The 16,791-nt window shown below is 71.3% G+C and carries 16 protein-coding genes; 3 read left to right on the top strand and 13 right to left on the bottom strand.

The window, feature by feature from the left end; translation table 11 throughout:
* Positions 1 to 92: 92 nt before the first annotated feature.
* From hpf to F1734_RS18110, 12 genes are all read right to left on the bottom strand, one after another.
* Complete coding sequence (gene hpf, locus F1734_RS18055) at positions 93 to 767, bottom strand: ribosome hibernation-promoting factor, HPF/YfiA family (RefSeq protein WP_010594743.1); 675 nt, start codon at positions 765 to 767, stop codon at positions 93 to 95.
* Between the two features lie 289 nt (positions 768 to 1,056).
* Complete coding sequence (locus F1734_RS18060; RefSeq protein ID WP_010594744.1) at positions 1,057 to 1,701, bottom strand: ComF family protein; 645 nt, start codon at positions 1,699 to 1,701, stop codon at positions 1,057 to 1,059.
* A gap of 41 nt (positions 1,702 to 1,742) precedes the next feature.
* Positions 1,743 to 3,509, bottom strand: a complete 1,767-nt coding sequence (lpqB, locus tag F1734_RS18065; protein WP_026137494.1) for an MtrAB system accessory lipoprotein LpqB — start codon at positions 3,507 to 3,509, stop codon at positions 1,743 to 1,745.
* Complete coding sequence (mtrB, locus tag F1734_RS18070; RefSeq protein ID WP_190242312.1) at positions 3,506 to 5,251, bottom strand: MtrAB system histidine kinase MtrB; 1,746 nt, start codon at positions 5,249 to 5,251, stop codon at positions 3,506 to 3,508. Before mtrB ends, lpqB begins: the two co-directional genes overlap by 4 nt.
* The gene (gene mtrA / locus F1734_RS18075; protein WP_010594747.1) at positions 5,248 to 5,925 is read right to left on the bottom strand and encodes an MtrAB system response regulator MtrA; all 678 of its coding nucleotides are present in this window, start codon (positions 5,923 to 5,925) and stop codon (positions 5,248 to 5,250) included. The genes mtrB and mtrA overlap by 4 nt, the downstream gene beginning before the upstream one ends.
* A 5-nt stretch (positions 5,926 to 5,930) precedes the next feature.
* Positions 5,931 to 6,596 (bottom strand): dTMP kinase, encoded by a 666-nt coding sequence (locus F1734_RS18080; protein WP_010594748.1) that lies wholly within the window; start codon positions 6,594 to 6,596, stop codon positions 5,931 to 5,933.
* 25 nt (positions 6,597 to 6,621) lie between these two features.
* On the bottom strand, positions 6,622 to 8,109 hold the full coding sequence (gene ahcY / locus F1734_RS18085; RefSeq protein WP_010594749.1) for an adenosylhomocysteinase: 1,488 nt from the start codon (positions 8,107 to 8,109) through the stop codon (positions 6,622 to 6,624).
* Positions 8,110 to 8,167: 58 nt separating this feature from the next.
* Positions 8,168 to 8,830 carry a TetR/AcrR family transcriptional regulator gene (locus F1734_RS18090; protein WP_203010858.1) on the bottom strand — a complete coding sequence of 221 codons (663 nt, stop codon included), beginning with the start codon at positions 8,828 to 8,830 and terminating at the stop codon, positions 8,168 to 8,170.
* Positions 8,831 to 8,898: 68 nt separating this feature from the next.
* Positions 8,899 to 10,170 (bottom strand): mannose-6-phosphate isomerase, class I, encoded by a 1,272-nt coding sequence (gene manA, locus F1734_RS18095; protein ID WP_010594751.1) that lies wholly within the window; start codon positions 10,168 to 10,170, stop codon positions 8,899 to 8,901.
* Positions 10,170 to 11,255, bottom strand: a complete 1,086-nt coding sequence (locus F1734_RS18100) for a hypothetical protein (protein WP_010594752.1) — start codon at positions 11,253 to 11,255, stop codon at positions 10,170 to 10,172. Before F1734_RS18100 ends, manA begins: the two co-directional genes overlap by 1 nt.
* 82 nt (positions 11,256 to 11,337) lie before the next feature.
* On the bottom strand, positions 11,338 to 12,705 hold the full coding sequence (locus F1734_RS18105; protein WP_010594753.1) for a phosphomannomutase/phosphoglucomutase: 1,368 nt from the start codon (positions 12,703 to 12,705) through the stop codon (positions 11,338 to 11,340).
* 72 nt (positions 12,706 to 12,777) lie between these two features.
* Positions 12,778 to 13,173, bottom strand: a complete 396-nt coding sequence (locus F1734_RS18110) for a DUF3499 domain-containing protein (protein WP_172603582.1) — start codon at positions 13,171 to 13,173, stop codon at positions 12,778 to 12,780.
* A gap of 87 nt (positions 13,174 to 13,260) precedes the next feature.
* Between F1734_RS18110 and F1734_RS18115 the strand changes: the two genes are divergently transcribed.
* On the top strand, positions 13,261 to 13,755 hold the full coding sequence (locus F1734_RS18115) for a metallopeptidase family protein (RefSeq protein ID WP_040272457.1): 495 nt from the start codon (positions 13,261 to 13,263) through the stop codon (positions 13,753 to 13,755).
* A gap of 4 nt (positions 13,756 to 13,759) precedes the next feature.
* On the opposite strand, the gene F1734_RS18120 is transcribed toward F1734_RS18115, so the two are convergent.
* Positions 13,760 to 14,023 carry a WhiB family transcriptional regulator gene (locus F1734_RS18120; protein WP_051059567.1) on the bottom strand — a complete coding sequence of 88 codons (264 nt, stop codon included), beginning with the start codon at positions 14,021 to 14,023 and terminating at the stop codon, positions 13,760 to 13,762.
* A gap of 399 nt (positions 14,024 to 14,422) precedes the next feature.
* On the opposite strand from F1734_RS18120, the gene cofD reads away from it, so the two are divergent.
* Positions 14,423 to 15,412: a 2-phospho-L-lactate transferase gene (gene cofD / locus F1734_RS18125; protein ID WP_010594757.1), complete on the top strand. Its 990-nt coding sequence runs from the start codon at positions 14,423 to 14,425 to the stop codon at positions 15,410 to 15,412.
* Positions 15,409 to 16,791: a coenzyme F420-0:L-glutamate ligase gene (locus F1734_RS18130; RefSeq protein ID WP_010594758.1), complete on the top strand. Its 1,383-nt coding sequence runs from the start codon at positions 15,409 to 15,411 to the stop codon at positions 16,789 to 16,791. The genes cofD and F1734_RS18130 overlap by 4 nt, the downstream gene beginning before the upstream one ends.

The following is a 16,791-nucleotide window of genomic DNA, read 5'->3' on the forward strand; positions in this document are numbered from 1 at the left end:
GATTCCATGGTAGGCGGTCTTTCGACGAGGTGACCACGGGCGACCGATCGGCGGGGTGGCACGCACGGTGCCGCCGCCGGGCGGCGCAGTCGTCACACGAGCCGGATCAACCCGTAGTCGAACGCGTGCCGGCGGTAGACGACGGACGGGCTGTCGGTCTCCTTGTCGTGGAACAGGTAGAAGTCGTGACCGACCAGCTCCATCTCGTACAGCGCGTCGTCGACGGTCATCGGCTCGGCGGTGTGTTCCTTCGTTCGCACGATCCGGCCCGGCCCGGACGGCTCGGGCTCGTACTGGTCCAGCGAGATCTCCGGCGATATCCCGAGCGAGTCGTCCCTGGCGAGTTCAGCCGTGGCCTCGGCCACCGAGACAGGGGTCTTCTCCCCGTGGTGTACCTTGCGGCGGTCCTTCGTGCGGCGCAGTCGCGCCTCGAGCTTGTCCGTCACGGACTCGAAGGCAGCGTAGAAGCTGTCCGCGGATGCCTCCGCACGCACCACCGGCCCCTTGGCCCGAGCGGTGATCTCGACTCGCTGGCAACTCTTCAGTTGCCGGCGGTTGCGCTCGTGCTGCAACTCGACGTCGAACAGGAAGATCGTCGGGTCGAAACGTTCGAGCCGAGCGAGCTTCTCGGACACGTAGACCCGGAAGTGATCCGGGACCTCGACGTTGCGCCCCTTGACGACGACGTCGGCGCGGGGACCGTTGGACTCCGCAGTACCGGCTTCGGTCTCTGGAGCGGGAACCTTGGACTTCGAAGGGATCGTCACTCGTACCTCCCGAGTACGGCCGGCGCAGCTCGCGCGCCGGCATGATCGACGAGCGCGAGATGCGCTCCGCCCGACACGACGGCTGAAGGGCGTTTTGCGCCCGCTACCTGTGTTTTCGGGTCTGAGGGCGACGGTAGTACGGAACGGCGGGGAGTGCCACCGTTCCGCTCAATTTCACGCCGTCGTCACCTGGTGGCGGGACCGATGTCCCCACCTTTCCCGGCTCCCCGGCCTGCGGCCCCGAGGCCCTCCGGCTCTCAGGCGCTCCGGCTCTCAGACCCTCCGGCTCTCATGCGGCGGCGATCACCAGCACCCCGCACGGGCGATGGCCCGCCGCCCGCAGAACCCGCACCGATTCCGTGGCGGTGGCGCCGGTCGTGACGACGTCGTCGACGAGCAGCACCTCCGCTCCGGGAGGCGGGCCCGCCGTCCGCACCCGCACCCGCCCGGCCAGATTGCGCTGCCGCTGCGCAGCCGACAACCCCACCGAATCGCGGACACCACGTCCGGTGACGAGAAGGCCGCAGACCTCGAGGCGCCGGTCGTGTCCGGCGGCCGCCCGCACCGCACGCGTCACCGGGTCGCCCCCGCGAGAGCGTGCCGCCCGGGTTCGCGTCGGGGCGGGCACCACGACGAGAGGCCCGGCGGGCAGCTCCCCCCAGCGCCGCAGCCGTGACACGGCGGTGGCCAGCGCGAGGCCGAGCGGACCGGCCAGGTCGCGCCGGCCGTGTTCCTTGGCCGCGATCACGGCGCGGCGACGCGCACCGCCGTACGTCCCCAGCGCCCACACCGGAACGCCGGGATCGACGCGGGGCCGGACCCGGGCCGGCGCGTCCGCCAGGTCCCGGGCGCAGCGCCGGCACCAGCCGACGCCGGGGCGGCCGCAACCGCCGCACTCGACGGGCAGCACCAGATCCAGCAGCGACGTCAGCACCGCGACAGTGTGACCGCCGACCCCGACATCTCCCCGAGCCGTCAGCCCGGCAGGACGGGAACCGCCTGCAGCCCGGTCAGGCCGGGCACCTCCCGCCAGTACCGGTCGCCGGCCGGATCGGCGTTGTTCAGCTGGAACACCGCCCGCGAGTCGGCCACGAACTCCGAGGTCGTCGACGCCTCGACGGCGACGACCGGCGGGGTGAGGTTGCGGCTCGGCAGGGCGTCCATTCGCGAGCCGTCGACCGCGACCTGCACGACCGGGACGTCGGACGCGGCCCGTGCCACGACCACGGTGTCCGGCGTGCTCCAGTCCAGGGACAGGGCGGGGCTGCCGAGACCGATGGCGATCTCCCGGGGTGTCGTGAGGGAGAATTCCCCGTTCGATCTCTGCACGACCACCGCGACGTACACGCGTCCGTCGACGATCATCGCCGCGCGCACGCCGTCGCGGGAGAGCCGCAGATCGCTGATCGTGTTGCCCACCGCCCGCACGGCTCCGGCGTCGACGGGCAGGACCGTGATCCGGCCGGTGCCCGGCTCACGCACCGCACGCACCACGTTCGTGCCGTTGACCACGGACCACACGGAATTGTCGTCGAGCGCCCACGTAGGCCGCGTGATCGAGTCGGCGTCGAGGGCGCGCGCCGCCGGGCCGTCGCGGTACGGACCGATCACCAACTCGGCGGCGGCTTCCGGACGTCCGGTGTCGGCGACGGCCGCCGCCAGTTCACCGTCGTGCGACAACGCCACGGAGCGCAGGTTCGTGGCGGTGCCGAAGGTCCCGGGTACCGGGGTGACCCCGGTCTCGGCGACGCTGACGAGCCCGCCACCGCGCAGGGCGTGGAGACCGATGGTGGCGCTCGAGGTGGCCAGCGGGTTCATCGACGCGACGTCCGCGGTGGTCCAGCCGTTCGGGAATCGCTCGTCGAGGGGCTGACCGTCCGCGAGCAGGACGTACGGGCCGGTGATCTCGGCGTTGGCGAGGGTCCAGATCACCTGGGCGGCGAGCAACTCGCGGCTCTCCTTGCTCAGGGGTCGCAGCCCCAGGAAGTCGATCCGGATACCACCGAGACCGACACCGACCTGGGTGGTGCGGCCGTCGGCCTTGGTGATCGGCCCCCGCACGGACACTCCCGAGCCGAGTTCCGTGCGCACGGCGGGTGCCAGGGCCGCTTTCGGCCCCTCGGTGAGCAGGTCGATCAGCTGGGCCGCAGTCTGGTCCTGGGTGGCGGCGATCCAGCGCGGGTCGGGGACGACCGTGCGCCCGGACGGGTCGACGAAGTACAGCGAACGCCGCTGGTAGCCGTTGAGGAACTGCGGGCGGTCCATGACCACACCCGGACCCATCTCGTCGATGCGCCATTCGCCGCCGCTGAGCACGAGGGTGATCTTGGTCTCGAACGGTCCTTCGTCGGGACGGTAGACCCCGCCTTCCTCCAGGTGGCCGACCCGGTTGGCGCGGATGACGTACGTCGCGCGATCGGCGCTGCGCGACTCCGGCAGCACATCGACCTTGTCCACGATCGTGGCGCTGGCGGCGTCGTCCCACTCGGCCGACATGTCGGCGGTGAGGAACTGCCGGGCGGCGAGGTGACGGTTGGCCGGGTCCGTGCTGGCGCGCAGGAAGTCCCGCAGGAGCAGATCCGGTTCCCGTCCCGGCGCCGGAGCCGGGACCGACGTGGTGGTGGGCTCGCGCGCGATGGTGCCCACCGCCTGGGGCGACGACGAGTCCGGCAGGCTGGCACAGCCGGACACGGCGAGGACCAGGCCCGTCAGCACCGCGAGCAGCGTCCTCGCGCCCCTCATGGGGTGGCCCCTTCGGGCGGGACCGGTACCACTGCCGGGTGCGCAGCCGTCGCGGAGTCCTCGCCGGCGTCGGCGTCCACGGACGCGTCCTCGTCCGCCGCACCCGGCAGCGGACGGCCCTGTACCGCGCGGACCGTGCTGGGGACCAGCGGCAGCGGACTGCGGCCGACCTTGCGTCCCCGTTGTCGCGGCAGGGTGAGCCGGAAGCAGGATCCCAGGCCGGGTTCACCCCAGGCCTCGAGCTTGCCGTTGTGGAGGTTGGCGTCCTCGACACTGATCGCCAGGCCGAGCCCGGTTCCGCCGGACCGCCGCACCCGGGACGGGTCCGACCGCCAGAAGCGGTTGAAGACGAGCTTCTCCTCGCCGGGCCGCAGACCGACGCCCTGGTCCCGGACGATGAACGCGGCGGCGCTGTCGTCGGCGCGCAGGCGCAGCAGGATGGGCTTGCCCTCTCCGTGGTCGATGGCGTTGGCGAGCAGGTTGCGCAGGATGCGCTCGACGCGGCGCGGATCGACCTCGGCGTCGACGGGTTCACCCGGCAGGTCGACGATCAGCTCGGTGCCGCTCTCGCGGGCGAGGTGCCGGACGGTGGAGACCGCGGCGCGGGCACACATGCGCAGGTCGAGTTGCTCGGCGGCGAGTTCGGCGACGCCGGCGTCGTGGCGGCTGATCTCGAGCAGGTCGCCCAGCAGGCTCTCGAACCGGTCGAGCTCGGTGACGAGCAGCTCCGAGGCGCGTTTGAGGGACGGGTCGAGTTCGTCGCTGCCGTCGTGGATGAGATCGGCGGCCATCCGCACCGTCGTCAGCGGGGTACGCAGCTCGTGGCTGACGTCCGAGGTGAACCGCTTCTGCAGGTTGCCGAACTCCTCGAGCTGGGTGATCTGCCGCGACAGGCTCTCGGCCATCTCGTTGAAGGACATGGCCAGGCGCGCCATGTCGTCCTCGCCACGCACCGGCATGCGTTCCTTGAGCCGGCCGTCGGCGAACCGGACCGCGATGCGCGACGCCGAACGGATCGGCAGCACGACCTGGCGGGCGACGATCATCGAGATCGCGGCGAGCAGCACGAGCAGCACCCCGGCACCGACGAGCAGCGTGCCGCGCACCAGGGACAACGTGTTCTCCTCGCCCGCCAGCGGGAACACCAGGTACAGCTCGAGGGTGGAGATGTCCGACGCCGTCGGCGTGCCCACGATCAGCGCCGGGCCCGAATAACCGTCGGGATCCGACACCGTCGCGAACTGGTAGGCGATCTGGCCCTTCTGCACGAAGGCACGCAGGTTCTCGGGGATCTGGTCGGCGGGCCCGCTCGACGTCGGTGCGCGCGGACCGTCGCCCGGCACGATCAGCGCCGGGTCGAAGGTGCCCGCGACGCCGGTGTCCTCGCCCGCGTCGCTGCCGCGATTGGTCAGCGCCGCAACGGCTCCGTCGAGCCGGACCTGCAGCGAGCCGGAGTCGTCGGCGCCGGCGAGCTGGCCCTCGACGAGGGCGCGGGACCGCTCGACCTCCTCGGTGGCGGCGTTGATCTTCACCTCGAGCAGCCGTTCGGTGATCTGGCTGGTGAGGACGACACCGAGGACGAGCATCACGATCAGCGACAGCGACAGGGTCGAGACCACGACCCGCAGTTGCAGCGATCGCCGCCACGTGTGGGCGAGCCGGTTGCTCACCGCACGTGACCACCTCAGCAGCGGCAGAGTCCTCCTGGTGATCCGCCGCCGCAGTCGGTACCCACCGATCACGGCGGTCCGGCCTTGTAGCCGACGCCCCGCACCGTCAGCACCACCTCGGGGTTCTCGGGATCCTTCTCGACCTTCGCCCGCAGGCGCTGCACGTGGACGTTCACCAGGCGGGTGTCGGCCGCGTGCCGGTAACCCCACACCTGCTCGAGCAGCACCTCACGAGTGAACACCTGCCGCGGCTTGCGCGCGAGCGCCACCAGCAGATCGAACTCGAGCGGGGTGAGGGAGATCAGCTCGTCCCCGCGGGTGACCTTGTGGGCGGGAACGTCGATGGCGATGTCGCCGATGGAGAGCACCTCGGCCGGTTCCTGCTCGGTGCGACGGAGCCGCGCGCGCACCCGGGCCACGAGCTCCTTCGGCTTGAACGGCTTGACGATGTAGTCGTCGGCGCCGGATTCGAGTCCGAGCACCACGTCGACGGTGTCCGACTTGGCGGTGAGCATCACGATCGGCACGCCCGAGTCGGCGCGCAGCACCCGGCAGACGTCGATACCGTTCATGCCCGGGAGCATGAGGTCGAGCAGGACGAGGTCGGGCCGGATCTCCCGGACCGCGTTCAGCGCCTGCGAACCGTCTCCCACCACGAACGGCTCGAATCCCTCGCCCCGCAGGACGATCGTGAGCATCTCGGCGAGCGCGGTGTCGTCGTCGACAACCAGAATCCTCGGCTTCATGGCTTCTATCGTGTCACTCCTCGACCGTGGTGAAGCTGATTTGAGATGTCGGCGGCGAGTTGTCGCGGATCGGCATCGGGTCCGGCAACCCGCCACGGCGACATCCACTGTCGGCGTGCGAGGTCGTCGTACACCTGCCCGGTGCGGGCCTGCAGACCCGAGTCCCGTTCGTAGGCGTCCCGGTCGCGGGCCGTGTCGGCCGCGGCGCGGCTACGGGCCCGGCGAGCCGCCAGCTCGACCGGCACCCGCAGCAGCAGCTGCAGATCCGGCACGGGCAGCGCGAACCGCTCGAACTCGAGCTCGCGGACCCACTCCACCGCCGGTCCCGAGCCGTCCTCGTGGTGCCGGGCGGCGGTGTAGGCGGCATTGGACGCGACGTACCGATCGAGCAGGACGATGTCGTTGTCCGCCAGGAGTTTCCGCAACTCGTCGGCGGCGTCACGGCGGTCGAGGGCCCACAGCAGCGCCATCGCCTCGATGCTCGAGGCGGTGTCGCCGTGCCGGCCCCGCAACGCCTCGGCCCCGAGGTCGGCGTGCACCGAGGTCCCGTAACGCGGGAACGCACGCGTCGCGACGACGAATCCGGCTGCGCGCCAGGACTCGACGAGGCCGGCGGACAGTGTCCTCTTGCCGGCCCCGTCGAGCCCCTCCACGACGATCAACGCGCCCATCGGCGGTGTCCTGCGATTCCCGCGCTCAGTACCGGTAGTGCTCGGGCTTGTACGGGCCTTCGACGTCGACCCCGATGTACTCGGCCTGGTCCTTGGACAGCTTGGTCAGCTCACCACCGAGGGCCTCGACGTGGATGCGGGCGACCTTCTCGTCCAGGTGCTTGGGCAGACGGTAGACCTCGTTGTCGTACTCGTCCGGCTTGGTCCACAGCTCGATCTGGGCGATCACCTGGTTGGCGAACGAGTTGCTCATCACGAACGACGGGTGACCCGTGGCGTTGCCGAGGTTCAGCAACCGGCCCTCGGACAGCACGATGATGGAATGCCCGTCTGCAAAGCGGAACTCGTCGACCTGCGCCTTGATGTTGATGCGGGTGACGTCCGTCGCCCGCTCGAGGCCGGCCATGTCGATCTCGTTGTCGAAGTGGCCGATGTTGCCCAGGATGGCCTGGTGCTTCATGCGACGCATGTGATCGAAGGTGATGATGTCCTTGTTGCCGGTCGCGGTGATCACGATGTCGGCCTGCTCGATGAAGCCCTCGACGGTGACGACGTCGAAGCCGTCCATCAGCGCCTGCAGTGCGTTGATGGGGTCGATCTCGGTGACCGACACCCGCGCACCCTGCCCGCGCAGCGCCTCCGCGCAACCCTTGCCGACGTCGCCGTAACCGCACACCAGGGCGGCCTTGCCGCCGATGAGGACGTCGGTGCCGCGGTTGATCCCGTCGAGCAGCGAGTGCCGGGTGCCGTACTTGTTGTCGAACTTGCTCTTGGTGACCGAGTCGTTGACGTTGATCGCGGGGAACGCCAGATCGCCGCCGGCCGAGAGCTGGTACAACCGCAGCACGCCGGTGGTGGTCTCCTCGGTGACGCCGCGAATCGACTCGGCGATCGCGGTCCACTTCTTGGCGTCCTGTGCGAGGGATTCGCGCAGCAGCGCCAGGAAGACCCGGTACTCGGCGGAGTCGTGGTCCTCGTCCACCGGCGGCACCACGCCCGCCTTCTCGAACTGCGCGCCCTTGAGCACCAGCATGGTGGCGTCGCCACCGTCGTCGAGGATCATGTTGGCCGGGCGCGGGGTGCCGTCGGCGGCGGCGGGCCAGGTGAGCATCTGCTCGGCCGCCCACCAGTACTCCTCGAGCGTCTCACCCTTCCATGCGAACACCGGTACGCCCTTCGGCTCCTCCGGGGTTCCGTGCGGGCCGACGACGACCGCGGCGGCGGCGTGGTCCTGGGTCGAGAAGATGTTGCACGAGGCCCAGCGCACCTCGGCGCCGAGGGCGACGAGCGTCTCGATCAGCACGGCCGTCTGCACCGTCATGTGCAGCGAGCCGGAGATCCGGGCACCCTTCAGCGGCAGCACCTCCGCGTACTCGCGGCGCAACGCCATCAGACCGGGCATCTCGTGCTCGGCCAGCCGGATCTCCTTGCGGCCGAATTCGGCGAGGGACAGATCGGCGACCTTGAAGTCGATCCCGTTCCGCTGGTCGGCCACGAGCTTGTTGTCGGACACGTGAGGATGCCTCTCCTGTTGGCAGTCGGTTCTGCCAACAGGCTATACAACTCGCTGTTCAGTCGCGCCGGGCGGAGCGATCGATGAACGGGCCGAGCAGCTCGGCCAGGTCCGCGGCGACGTCCCGGTCGGACTCGGGTGGCATGGAGATGTAGCTCATCGCGACGCGCACGATCCCCCGCCCCAGGATGCCCGCATCCGCCGCGGACGCCTGTACCCAGCTGCGCTGGAAGGTCTCCGAGAGCCGAGCGGAGGCCCGCTCGATGAGCGGCGCCGCGTCCGTGGTGATCAGCCGCAGCAGATCCGGCTTGGCCTCGCCGCGCAGCAGGGACTGGATCAGCGGGTCGGCACTGCTCTCGACGAAGAACGAGGTGAACCCCTCGACGAGGGCGGGGCGCGCCTGTCCCACGTGGGTGTAGATCGCGTCGTCGACGGCGTCGACGAACTGATCGACCAGGCGCAGTGCGTACGCCTGAGCGAGGCCCTGCCGCGACGAGAACTCGTTGTACAGGGTCTGCCGGCTCACGCCCGCACCCCGCGCGACGTCCGTCATGGTGATCGCGGACCAGTCACGGGCGGTGAGCAGGTCCCGCATGGCATCGAGCACCGAATTGCGCAGCAGCATCCGGCTGGCCTCGTGGAACGGTACGCGCTGCCGGTCTTCGGGTTCCCCGGCTCGCGGAGGCTCCCCGGCGGTGGCGGATTCGTGCACGATCGACATGCCGCGACGGTTTCACGCGGGGCCGATCCCGTCAACACGAGCGTCCGCCGCCGCCGGGCCGGTCCACGTCAGTCGACGGGGATGCCCGTCTCCGCCAACCGGGCGCGGAACAGCTGCGCCGGCCCGCCGGCGGCGCGCACCGTGACGGCCGGGTCGGACGCGGAGAGCCAGACCGCCTGCCCGGCCGCCAGCTGCAGGGTCCGCCCCTCGCATTCCACGCCGGCGGACCCGGAGGTGCACAGCAGGATCTGTGGACCGCACGGCGGCAGCGCGACGCCGTCCGGCGCCGCACCCGAGCCGGGGGCGAGATCGATCCGCGACAGGGCGAACTCCGGGGCAGGAGTCCGGTAGCGCACCTCCCCCGGGCCGGCCGGCTCGGGCTCGAGGATCGGCACGTCCACGGGCCGGAAATCGAGCACTCGCAGCAGCTCCGGCACGTCGACGTGTTTCGGCGTGAGTCCGCCGCGCAGCACGTTGTCCGAGTTGGCCATGATCTCGACGGCCATGCCGTGCAGGTACGCGTGCAGGTTCCCCGCTGCGAGGAACAGGCCCTGTCCCGGCTCGAGGGTGATCCGGTTGAGCAGGACCGCGGCGAGTACGCCCGCGTCGCCGGGATAGAACTCGGCGAGCTGCAGCACTGTCCGCACTTCCTCGGCGAACGGGGCTACGCCGTCGCCGTTGTGCGTCGCCAGGTAGGTCACGCAGCCGTCGAGTACCCGCGGCAGCAGGGCCGACAGCACCGACTGCGGGAGGGTGATCCAGATGGTGAACAGCGCCCGCAGGCCGTCGGAGTCGGGTTGCCCGGCGAGCAGCCCGACGTACGGATCGAGTTCGGGTACCTCGAGGGCGGCGAGCAGCTCGACGGTGCGGTGCGGATCCCGGAAGCCGGCGAGCGCCTCGAACCGGGTGAGGGCGACGACGAGCTCGGGCTTGTGGCTCGCATCGCGGTAGTTCCGCACCGGCGACTCCAGGGGCAGGCCCGCGGCCTCTTCCCGGGCGAAGCCCTCGGCAGCCTGTTCGGCACTCGGATGCGCCTGCAGCGACAGTGGTTCCTCGGCGGCGAGCAACTTGAGCAGGAACGGCAGCCGCGGCCCGAACCGGCTCAGTGTCGCCGGCCCGAGATGCCCACCCGGGTCGGCCTCGAGGACATCGAGCAGGGAGGTGCCCCCACCCGGGCCGTCACCGTTGGTGCTCACCACCCGCGCCGGGTCTGCGGGGTGCGCACCCAGCCACAGTTCCGCCTCCGGATGAGCGGACGGCACCGTCCGGCCGCACAGTGCCGCGATCGCGGTGCGCGAACCCCAGGCATACGAACGCAGCGCACCTTCGAGTCGGAGCACTACCGACCACCGACCAACCGCAGATAGGCAGCGGCCATCTCGAATCGCACGGCCAGCACCGCCACCTGCTCCGGCACCGACGGCACCGCTTTCGCCTCGAACTCCCCCACCACCGATACCAACTCCATGTCCGGCAGCGCTGCCGCGCGCCGCTCCGCCTGCCGCCGATCTTCCTCCACACTCACCACGAACACCCGCGCCGGGGGTGCGGGCACCGGCCCGTCGAGCTGTTCGTCGTGGAAGAACGGATCGTACGACTCCCCACCCGCCGGGGGTATCGCGACGAGCCGGTCCCGTGCGGCGAGAACGTCCGGCAACGCCGCCGCCGCGGCGATCACGCCGGCCACCTGCAGCAGGGACTCCCCCGCGTGCCGGGCCAGCGCGGCCGTCACCGCCGAGTCACCCGCCAGGGCGACCCGCCGGGACTGGATGCGGGCGGCGAGCGCCTTCGCCGGGTTCCGGAACACCTCACTGCCAGGCTGGTCGCGGCCGGCTTCGCCGTCGGCCGAGTCGGCGAGATCGGCCAGCGGGGGAACCGCGCCTGCCGTGCGGGTGGCCTCCATCGCCGCCACCACCGCGAGGAACACCGCCAGGTGCCGTAGGAGCGAGTACGCCACCGGCACCCGGATCCGCGGCGGCAGCAGCATCGCCCGGCCCGCCGCCGCCGCCCGGATCGGTCCCTCGTCCGGGGCGTCGACGACCACCTCGGCGCCGCGCCGCAGGGCCGCGGCGACCGATTCGACGAGCTGGGGGTCGCCGGCGTCGTCACCGGCCACGACGACGACGTCGAGCGGGCCGACCCAGGGCGGGGTGACGGGGGCCGTGACCAGCGGCACGGCCGAGCGCGCCGCGAGCATCGCGACGACCAGCTCGCCCGCGCGGGCCGCGCGCGCGTCGCCGCACACGAGCACCACGCTGCGCGGGTGCAGGCCGTGCAGGCGATCGAGGATCTGCTCGTCGACGGCCGCGGCGGTGGCGCGGATCTGTGCCCCGCCGAGCGCGGCGAATCGCAGGATCCCGTCGACGTCGGCGTCGATCAGGGCACCGGTGTCGTCCAAGTCGAGGATCGAAGAGGGAGCCGTCATGGCTGCGCCACCGTCCTTCCGACTCGCACCGACCCGGGACCGCGCCCCGGGATCTCGATTATCCCCGCCACGGATAATTCCGTCACGCGCGCACGATGGCCAGGATTTCCCTCACCAGCGCGTCGACCTGCTCGGCCGTGCGGGCCTCGACGTTGAGCCGCAGCAGGGGCTCGGTGTTGGAGGCCCGCAGGTTGAACCAGGCACCGTCGGTGAGATCGACGGTCACGCCGTCGAGCCGGTCGACGGCTTCGGCACGGTCGCCGAAGGCCTCGAGCACGGCGGCGGTGCGCTCCGTGGCGTCGTCGACGGTGGAGTTGATCTCCCCGGACGCGGCGTACCGGTCGTATTCGCGCATCAGCTCGGACAGGGGCCGGTCCTGGCCGCCGAGCGCGGCGAGCACGTGCAGGGCCGCGAGCATGCCCGAGTCCGCGCCCCAGAAGTCGCGGAAGTAGTAGTGCGCCGAGTGCTCGCCGCCGAACACGGCCCCCGTCTCGGCCATCTGCTGCTTGATGAACGAGTGCCCGACGCGGGTGCGGACGGGCTTGCCCCCGAGCTCGGTGACCAGCTCCGGCACCGCGCGGGACGTGATGAGATTGTGGATGATCGTCGATCCGGGTTCCTTCGCGAGTTCGCGCGAGGCCACCAGCGCGGTGACCGCCGACGGCGTGACCGGCTCACCACGCTCGTCGACGACGAAGCAGCGGTCGGCGTCACCGTCGAACGCGAGGCCGAGGTCGGCCCCCGAGTCGCGCACCAGCTTCTGCAGGTCCACCAGGTTGGCGGGATCGAGCGGATTGGCCTCGTGGTTGGGGAAGGTTCCGTCGAGTTCGAAGTACAGCGGCACGAGGTCGATCGGGAGCGCGCCGAACACCGCGGGCACCGTGTGCCCGCCCATGCCGTTGCCGGCGTCGACGGCGACCTTCAGCGGGCGCATCGCGGACAGGTCCACCAGGGAGCGGACGAACGCGGCGTAGTCGGCCAGCACGTCCCGCTCGGTGACGGCGCCGGGGGCTCCGTCGAAGTCCGGGACGCCGGCGACGAGTTCGGCCGCGATGGTGGCGAGCCCGGTCTCCTGTCCGACCGGCTTGGCCCCGGCCCGGCACAGCTTGATGCCGTTGTAGCGCGCCGGGTTGTGGCTCGCGGTGAACATGGCGCCCGGAGCCTCGAGGATCCCGGACGCGAAGTACAGCTGGTCGGTGGAGGCCAGGCCGATGTGGACGACGTCGAGCCCCTGGGCGGTGACGCCGGCGGCGAAGGCCTGGGACAGCTCCGGGGACGAGGCGCGCATGTCGTGCCCGATCACGATGCGGGTGGCGCCGCCGTCACGCATCAGGCGGGCGAAGGAGGCTCCGACGTCCCGGACGAATCCGGCGTCGAGCTGTTCTCCCACCAGGCCACGCACGTCGTACGCCTTGACCACGGCGGACACGGACTCGGCAGTTCTCGCCACTGTTGCTGCTCCTGATCGTCGACTGGCGCCGCCGCCTCCGCGGCGGGGCACGGTCAGCCTAGTGCGCGACGATCAGGACGTGGGATCGGGCAACACGCGCAGATGACCACGCCGGCCGGTGCGGGCGGTAGGGGGTGCGGCCAGCGCCGGGGGGACACCGGAATCGGTGTCGTCGGAGTCGGTGCGGCCCCGCTCGCCGAGCCCGGCTTCGCGTACCGCCTCGGCCAGGGCGGTCAGGTCGTCCTCGTCCGGGGTACCGGCGGTGAAGGCACCTTCGTACCGGACCAGTTCCCACCCCTTCGGTGCGGTGATCCGCGAGCCGTGCGATTCGCACAGATCCCACGAGTGGGGCTCGGCGACCGTCGCCAGGGGCCCGACGACTGCGGTGGAGTCCGAGTACACGTAGGTCAGCGTCGCAACAGCAGGGTTCTTGCACCCAGGCCGGCAGCATCGACGCAGTGATCTCACAGTCGGAGAGTAGCGCGCCGTGCGCTCCGGGACTATCCGGACACACCGGAGAACCGGGTACGGATTTGCGTGTCGTACTGTCCAGGCATGCCCCGATCGCGCCGTCCCAGACCCGTGACGTCCCGCTCGGTCGCGCGTCGCGGCCGTGGTGTGCGCGGCCCGCTGTTCCCGCACGAGGTGCCGGCGTGGCGCTCGCGCGCGGAGAAGTTCGATCTACTCGTGCTGGGGGCCTTCGCCCCGATCGACGCGCAGTGGCACGACCGGCTGACCAAACTCGACATCGCCGTCGACGAGGTGCCCAAGATCCGCGCCCTCGACCCGGACTCGGTGACCTGGCCGTCGGAGGTGGTCGCGGACGGCCCGGTGCCGTTGTCGCGGCTCGTCCCGGCGGGGATCGACCGGCGTGGCGCGGCGACGCGGGCCCGGATCGTGCTCTTCCGCCGCCCGCTCGAACTGCGGGCGAAGGATCCCGAGGATCTCACCGACCTGGTGCACGACGTCCTCGTACACCAGGTCGCGACGTACCTCGGCGTCGAGCCCGAGGTCGTCGACCCCGAACTCGGTGGCTTCGACGAGGACTGACGCCTCAGACGATGCCGCGCTTGAGGCGTCGCCGCTCGCGCTCCGACAGACCGCCCCAGATGCCGAAGCGTTCGTCGTTGGCCAGCGCGTATTCGAGACATTCGTCCCGGACCTCGCACCCCAAGCAGATCCGCTTCGCCTCCCGGGTCGATCCCCCCTTCTCGGGGAAGAACGCCTCGGGATCCGTCTGCGCGCACAACGCGCGTTCCTGCCACTGTTCGTCGACACCGTCGGACGGGTCGCCGAAACCATCGATCAGACTGAGCACGGGCCGCGCGGACGCGTCCCCCCCGATGCCGTCGATGTCCCGGACGTCCTCGCCTGCCGTGCCGATGCCTGCAGTGTCGATCCGAGAGCTCTCGAACCATTCGCGCTCGTCGGCCATCGTTCGCCTCCTCACCTGCAGCGCTGCAACTCTCGTCGAAACCGGCCCACTCCGCGCCATTCCGATCGAACATGCGTTCGAATACAGTTCACCCCAACCGATCTCGGCTCCGGTTCACTGGAAATGACACTTATGTGATTAGACACGTGGGGCGTGTCGCGGTCAAGCCGAGCGGTGCCGCTGCCTTACCATCCGGGGTTCTCCTCCGCGCCGCTGCGCACCTGCCGCCCGGGCGCGCAGGCACCCCGGCAGCTCTCGCGGCACACCGCCTACGCTTGCCCTGTGAACGTGACTGTATTGGTCGGCGGCGTCGGAGGTGCGCGTTTTCTCACCGGCGTGCGCCGGCTCCTCGGCATCGAACCCGGCCGCGACCTCGACCCCGACGCCGCGCACCGGGTGACCGCGATCGTCAACATCGGCGACGACGTCTGGATGCACGGGCTGCGGATCTGCCCCGACCTGGACACGTGCATGTACACCCTCGGCGGCGGGATCGACGCCGAACGCGGATGGGGCCGGGCCGACGAGACCTGGCACGCGAAGGAGGAGCTGGCGGCGTACGGCGCCACCCCGGACTGGTTCGGCCTCGGCGATCGCGACATCGCGACGCACCTGCTGCGCACCCAGTTGCTGAGCGCCGGGTACCCGCTCTCGGCCGTGACCGAGGCGCTGTGCGACCGCTGGAAGCCCGGCGTCACCCTCCTCCCGGTCTCCGACGACCGCAGCGAGACCCACGTCGTCATCACCGATCCGGTCGACGGCGAGCAGCGCGCCGTGCACTTCGAAGAATGGTGGGTCCGGCACCGCGCCCAGGTTCCCACGCACAGCTTCGCGCACATCGGCGCCGAGAAGGCCGCCCCCGCCCCGGGCGTGCTCGCGGCGATCGAATCGGCGGATGCGGTGATCCTCGCTCCCTCCAACCCGGTGGTCAGCATCGGCGCGATCCTCGCGATCCCGGGACTGCGCGGCGCGCTGCGCACCACGTCCGCGCGGATCGTCGGCCTGTCGCCGGTGATCGACGGAAAACCGTTGCGCGGCATGGCCGACGCCTGCCTCGGCGTGATCGGAGTCGAGACCACCGCTCAGGGGGTGGGACGGCACTACGGGGCCCGCAGCGGCGCCGGCCTGCTCGACGGCTGGCTGATCCACTCCACCGACACCGCCGACGTGCCCGGCGTCGAGGTGCGCAGCGTGCCGCTGCTCATGACCGATCCCGACGCGACAGCCGAAATGGCTCGCGCCGCACTCGAACTGGCAGGAGTGACGCTGTGACTACGCCCTCCGACACGGCCGTCGGCACCGCCGCCGGAGTGCGCGACCACTCCCCCGGGCGGCCGATCGAGATCCGCCCGGTGCCGGGCCTGCCCGAGTTCCGGCCCGGCGACGACCTCGCCGCCGCACTGGCCGACGCCGCCCCCTGGCTCGCCGACGGGGACGTCCTCGTCGTCACCAGCAAGATCTTCTCCAAGGTCGAGGGCCGCATCGTGGACTCCCCCACCGACCCCGACGCCCGCGACGCGCTCCGGCGCCGCCTCGTCGACCAGGAGGCGGTGCGCGTGCTCGCGCGCAAGGGACGCACCCTGATCACCGAGAACCGGCTCGGGATCGTGCAGGCCGCCTCCGGGATCGACGGCTCGAACGTCGCCGCCTCCGAACTCGCCCTGCTGCCCGAGGATCCGGATGCGAGCGCCGCGGCACTGCGCGAGCGTCTGCGGACACTGCTCGGCGTGAGCGTCGCGGTGGTCGTCACCGACACGATGGGCCGGGCCTGGCGCGTCGGCCAGACCGACGCGGCGATCGGGGCGGCCGGTATCCCGGTCCTGCACGAGTACGCGGGATCTCGTGACGGACAGGGCAACGAACTGTTCGTCACCTCCGTGGCCGTCGCCGACGAGATCGCGGCCGCGGGCGACCTCGTCAAGGGCAAGCTGGGCGGGGTTCCGGTCGCGGTGATCCGTGGCCTCGACCTGCCCGACAACGGTTCCACCGCCCAGCAACTCATCCGCCGCGGCGAGGACGACCTGTTCTGGCTCGGCACCGCCGAGGCACTCGAGTCCGGCCGCCGCGAGGCGCTGTTGCTGCGCCGGTCGGTGCGGGAATTCTCCTCGGAACCGGTCGATCCCGAAGACCTGCGCGAGGCCGTCGCCGAGGCCCTCACCGCTCCGGCGCCGCACCACACCCACCCGGTGCGGTTCGTCTGGGTCCGCACCGAGCAGGTGCGCCGCCGGCTGCTCGACCGCATGCGCGAGCGTTGGGCCGCCGATCTCGCCGGCGACGGGCTCGCCCCGGCGGCGATCGACCGACGGGTGGGCCGCGGTGCCATCCTCTACGACGCGCCCGAGGTGGTGATCCCGTTCTGGGTTCCCGACGGCGCCCACCGCTACCCCGACGCCCGGCGTACCGCCGCCGAGGCCACGATGTTCACCGTCGCCGCCGGCGCCGCCGTACAGGGGCTGCTGGTCTCGCTCGCCGTCCGCGGGCTCGGCAGCTGCTGGATCGGGTCGACGATCTTCGCCCCGGACGTCGTGCGGCGTGAACTCGGCCTGCCCGCGGACTGGTCGCCGCTCGGCGCGATCGCGGTCGGACATCCCCTCGAGCCGGCGACGCCGCGCGTCGCCCCCGCGGCCGGCGACCTGCTGCTGGAGCTGTGA

Origin of the sequence: Rhodococcus ruber (assembly GCF_016804345.1) — a bacterium.
Lineage (GTDB): Bacteria > Actinomycetota > Actinomycetes > Mycobacteriales > Mycobacteriaceae > Rhodococcus > Rhodococcus ruber.

Excerpts from the sequence above, each read along its gene's own strand:
- mtrA (WP_010594747.1), bottom strand. The coding sequence starts at position 5,925 with ATGAAGCCGAGGATTCTGGTTGTCGACGACGACACCGCGCTCGCCGAG.
- F1734_RS18080 (WP_010594748.1), bottom strand. The coding sequence starts at position 6,596 with ATGGGCGCGTTGATCGTCGTGGAGGGGCTCGACGGGGCCGGCAAGAGG.
- F1734_RS18115 (WP_040272457.1), top strand. The coding sequence starts at position 13,261 with ATGCCCCGATCGCGCCGTCCCAGACCCGTGACGTCCCGCTCGGTCGCG.
- F1734_RS18100 (WP_010594752.1), bottom strand. The coding sequence starts at position 11,255 with ATGACGGCTCCCTCTTCGATCCTCGACTTGGACGACACCGGTGCCCTG.
- lpqB (WP_026137494.1), bottom strand. The coding sequence starts at position 3,509 with ATGAGGGGCGCGAGGACGCTGCTCGCGGTGCTGACGGGCCTGGTCCTC.
- F1734_RS18090 (WP_203010858.1), bottom strand. The coding sequence starts at position 8,830 with ATGTCGATCGTGCACGAATCCGCCACCGCCGGGGAGCCTCCGCGAGCC.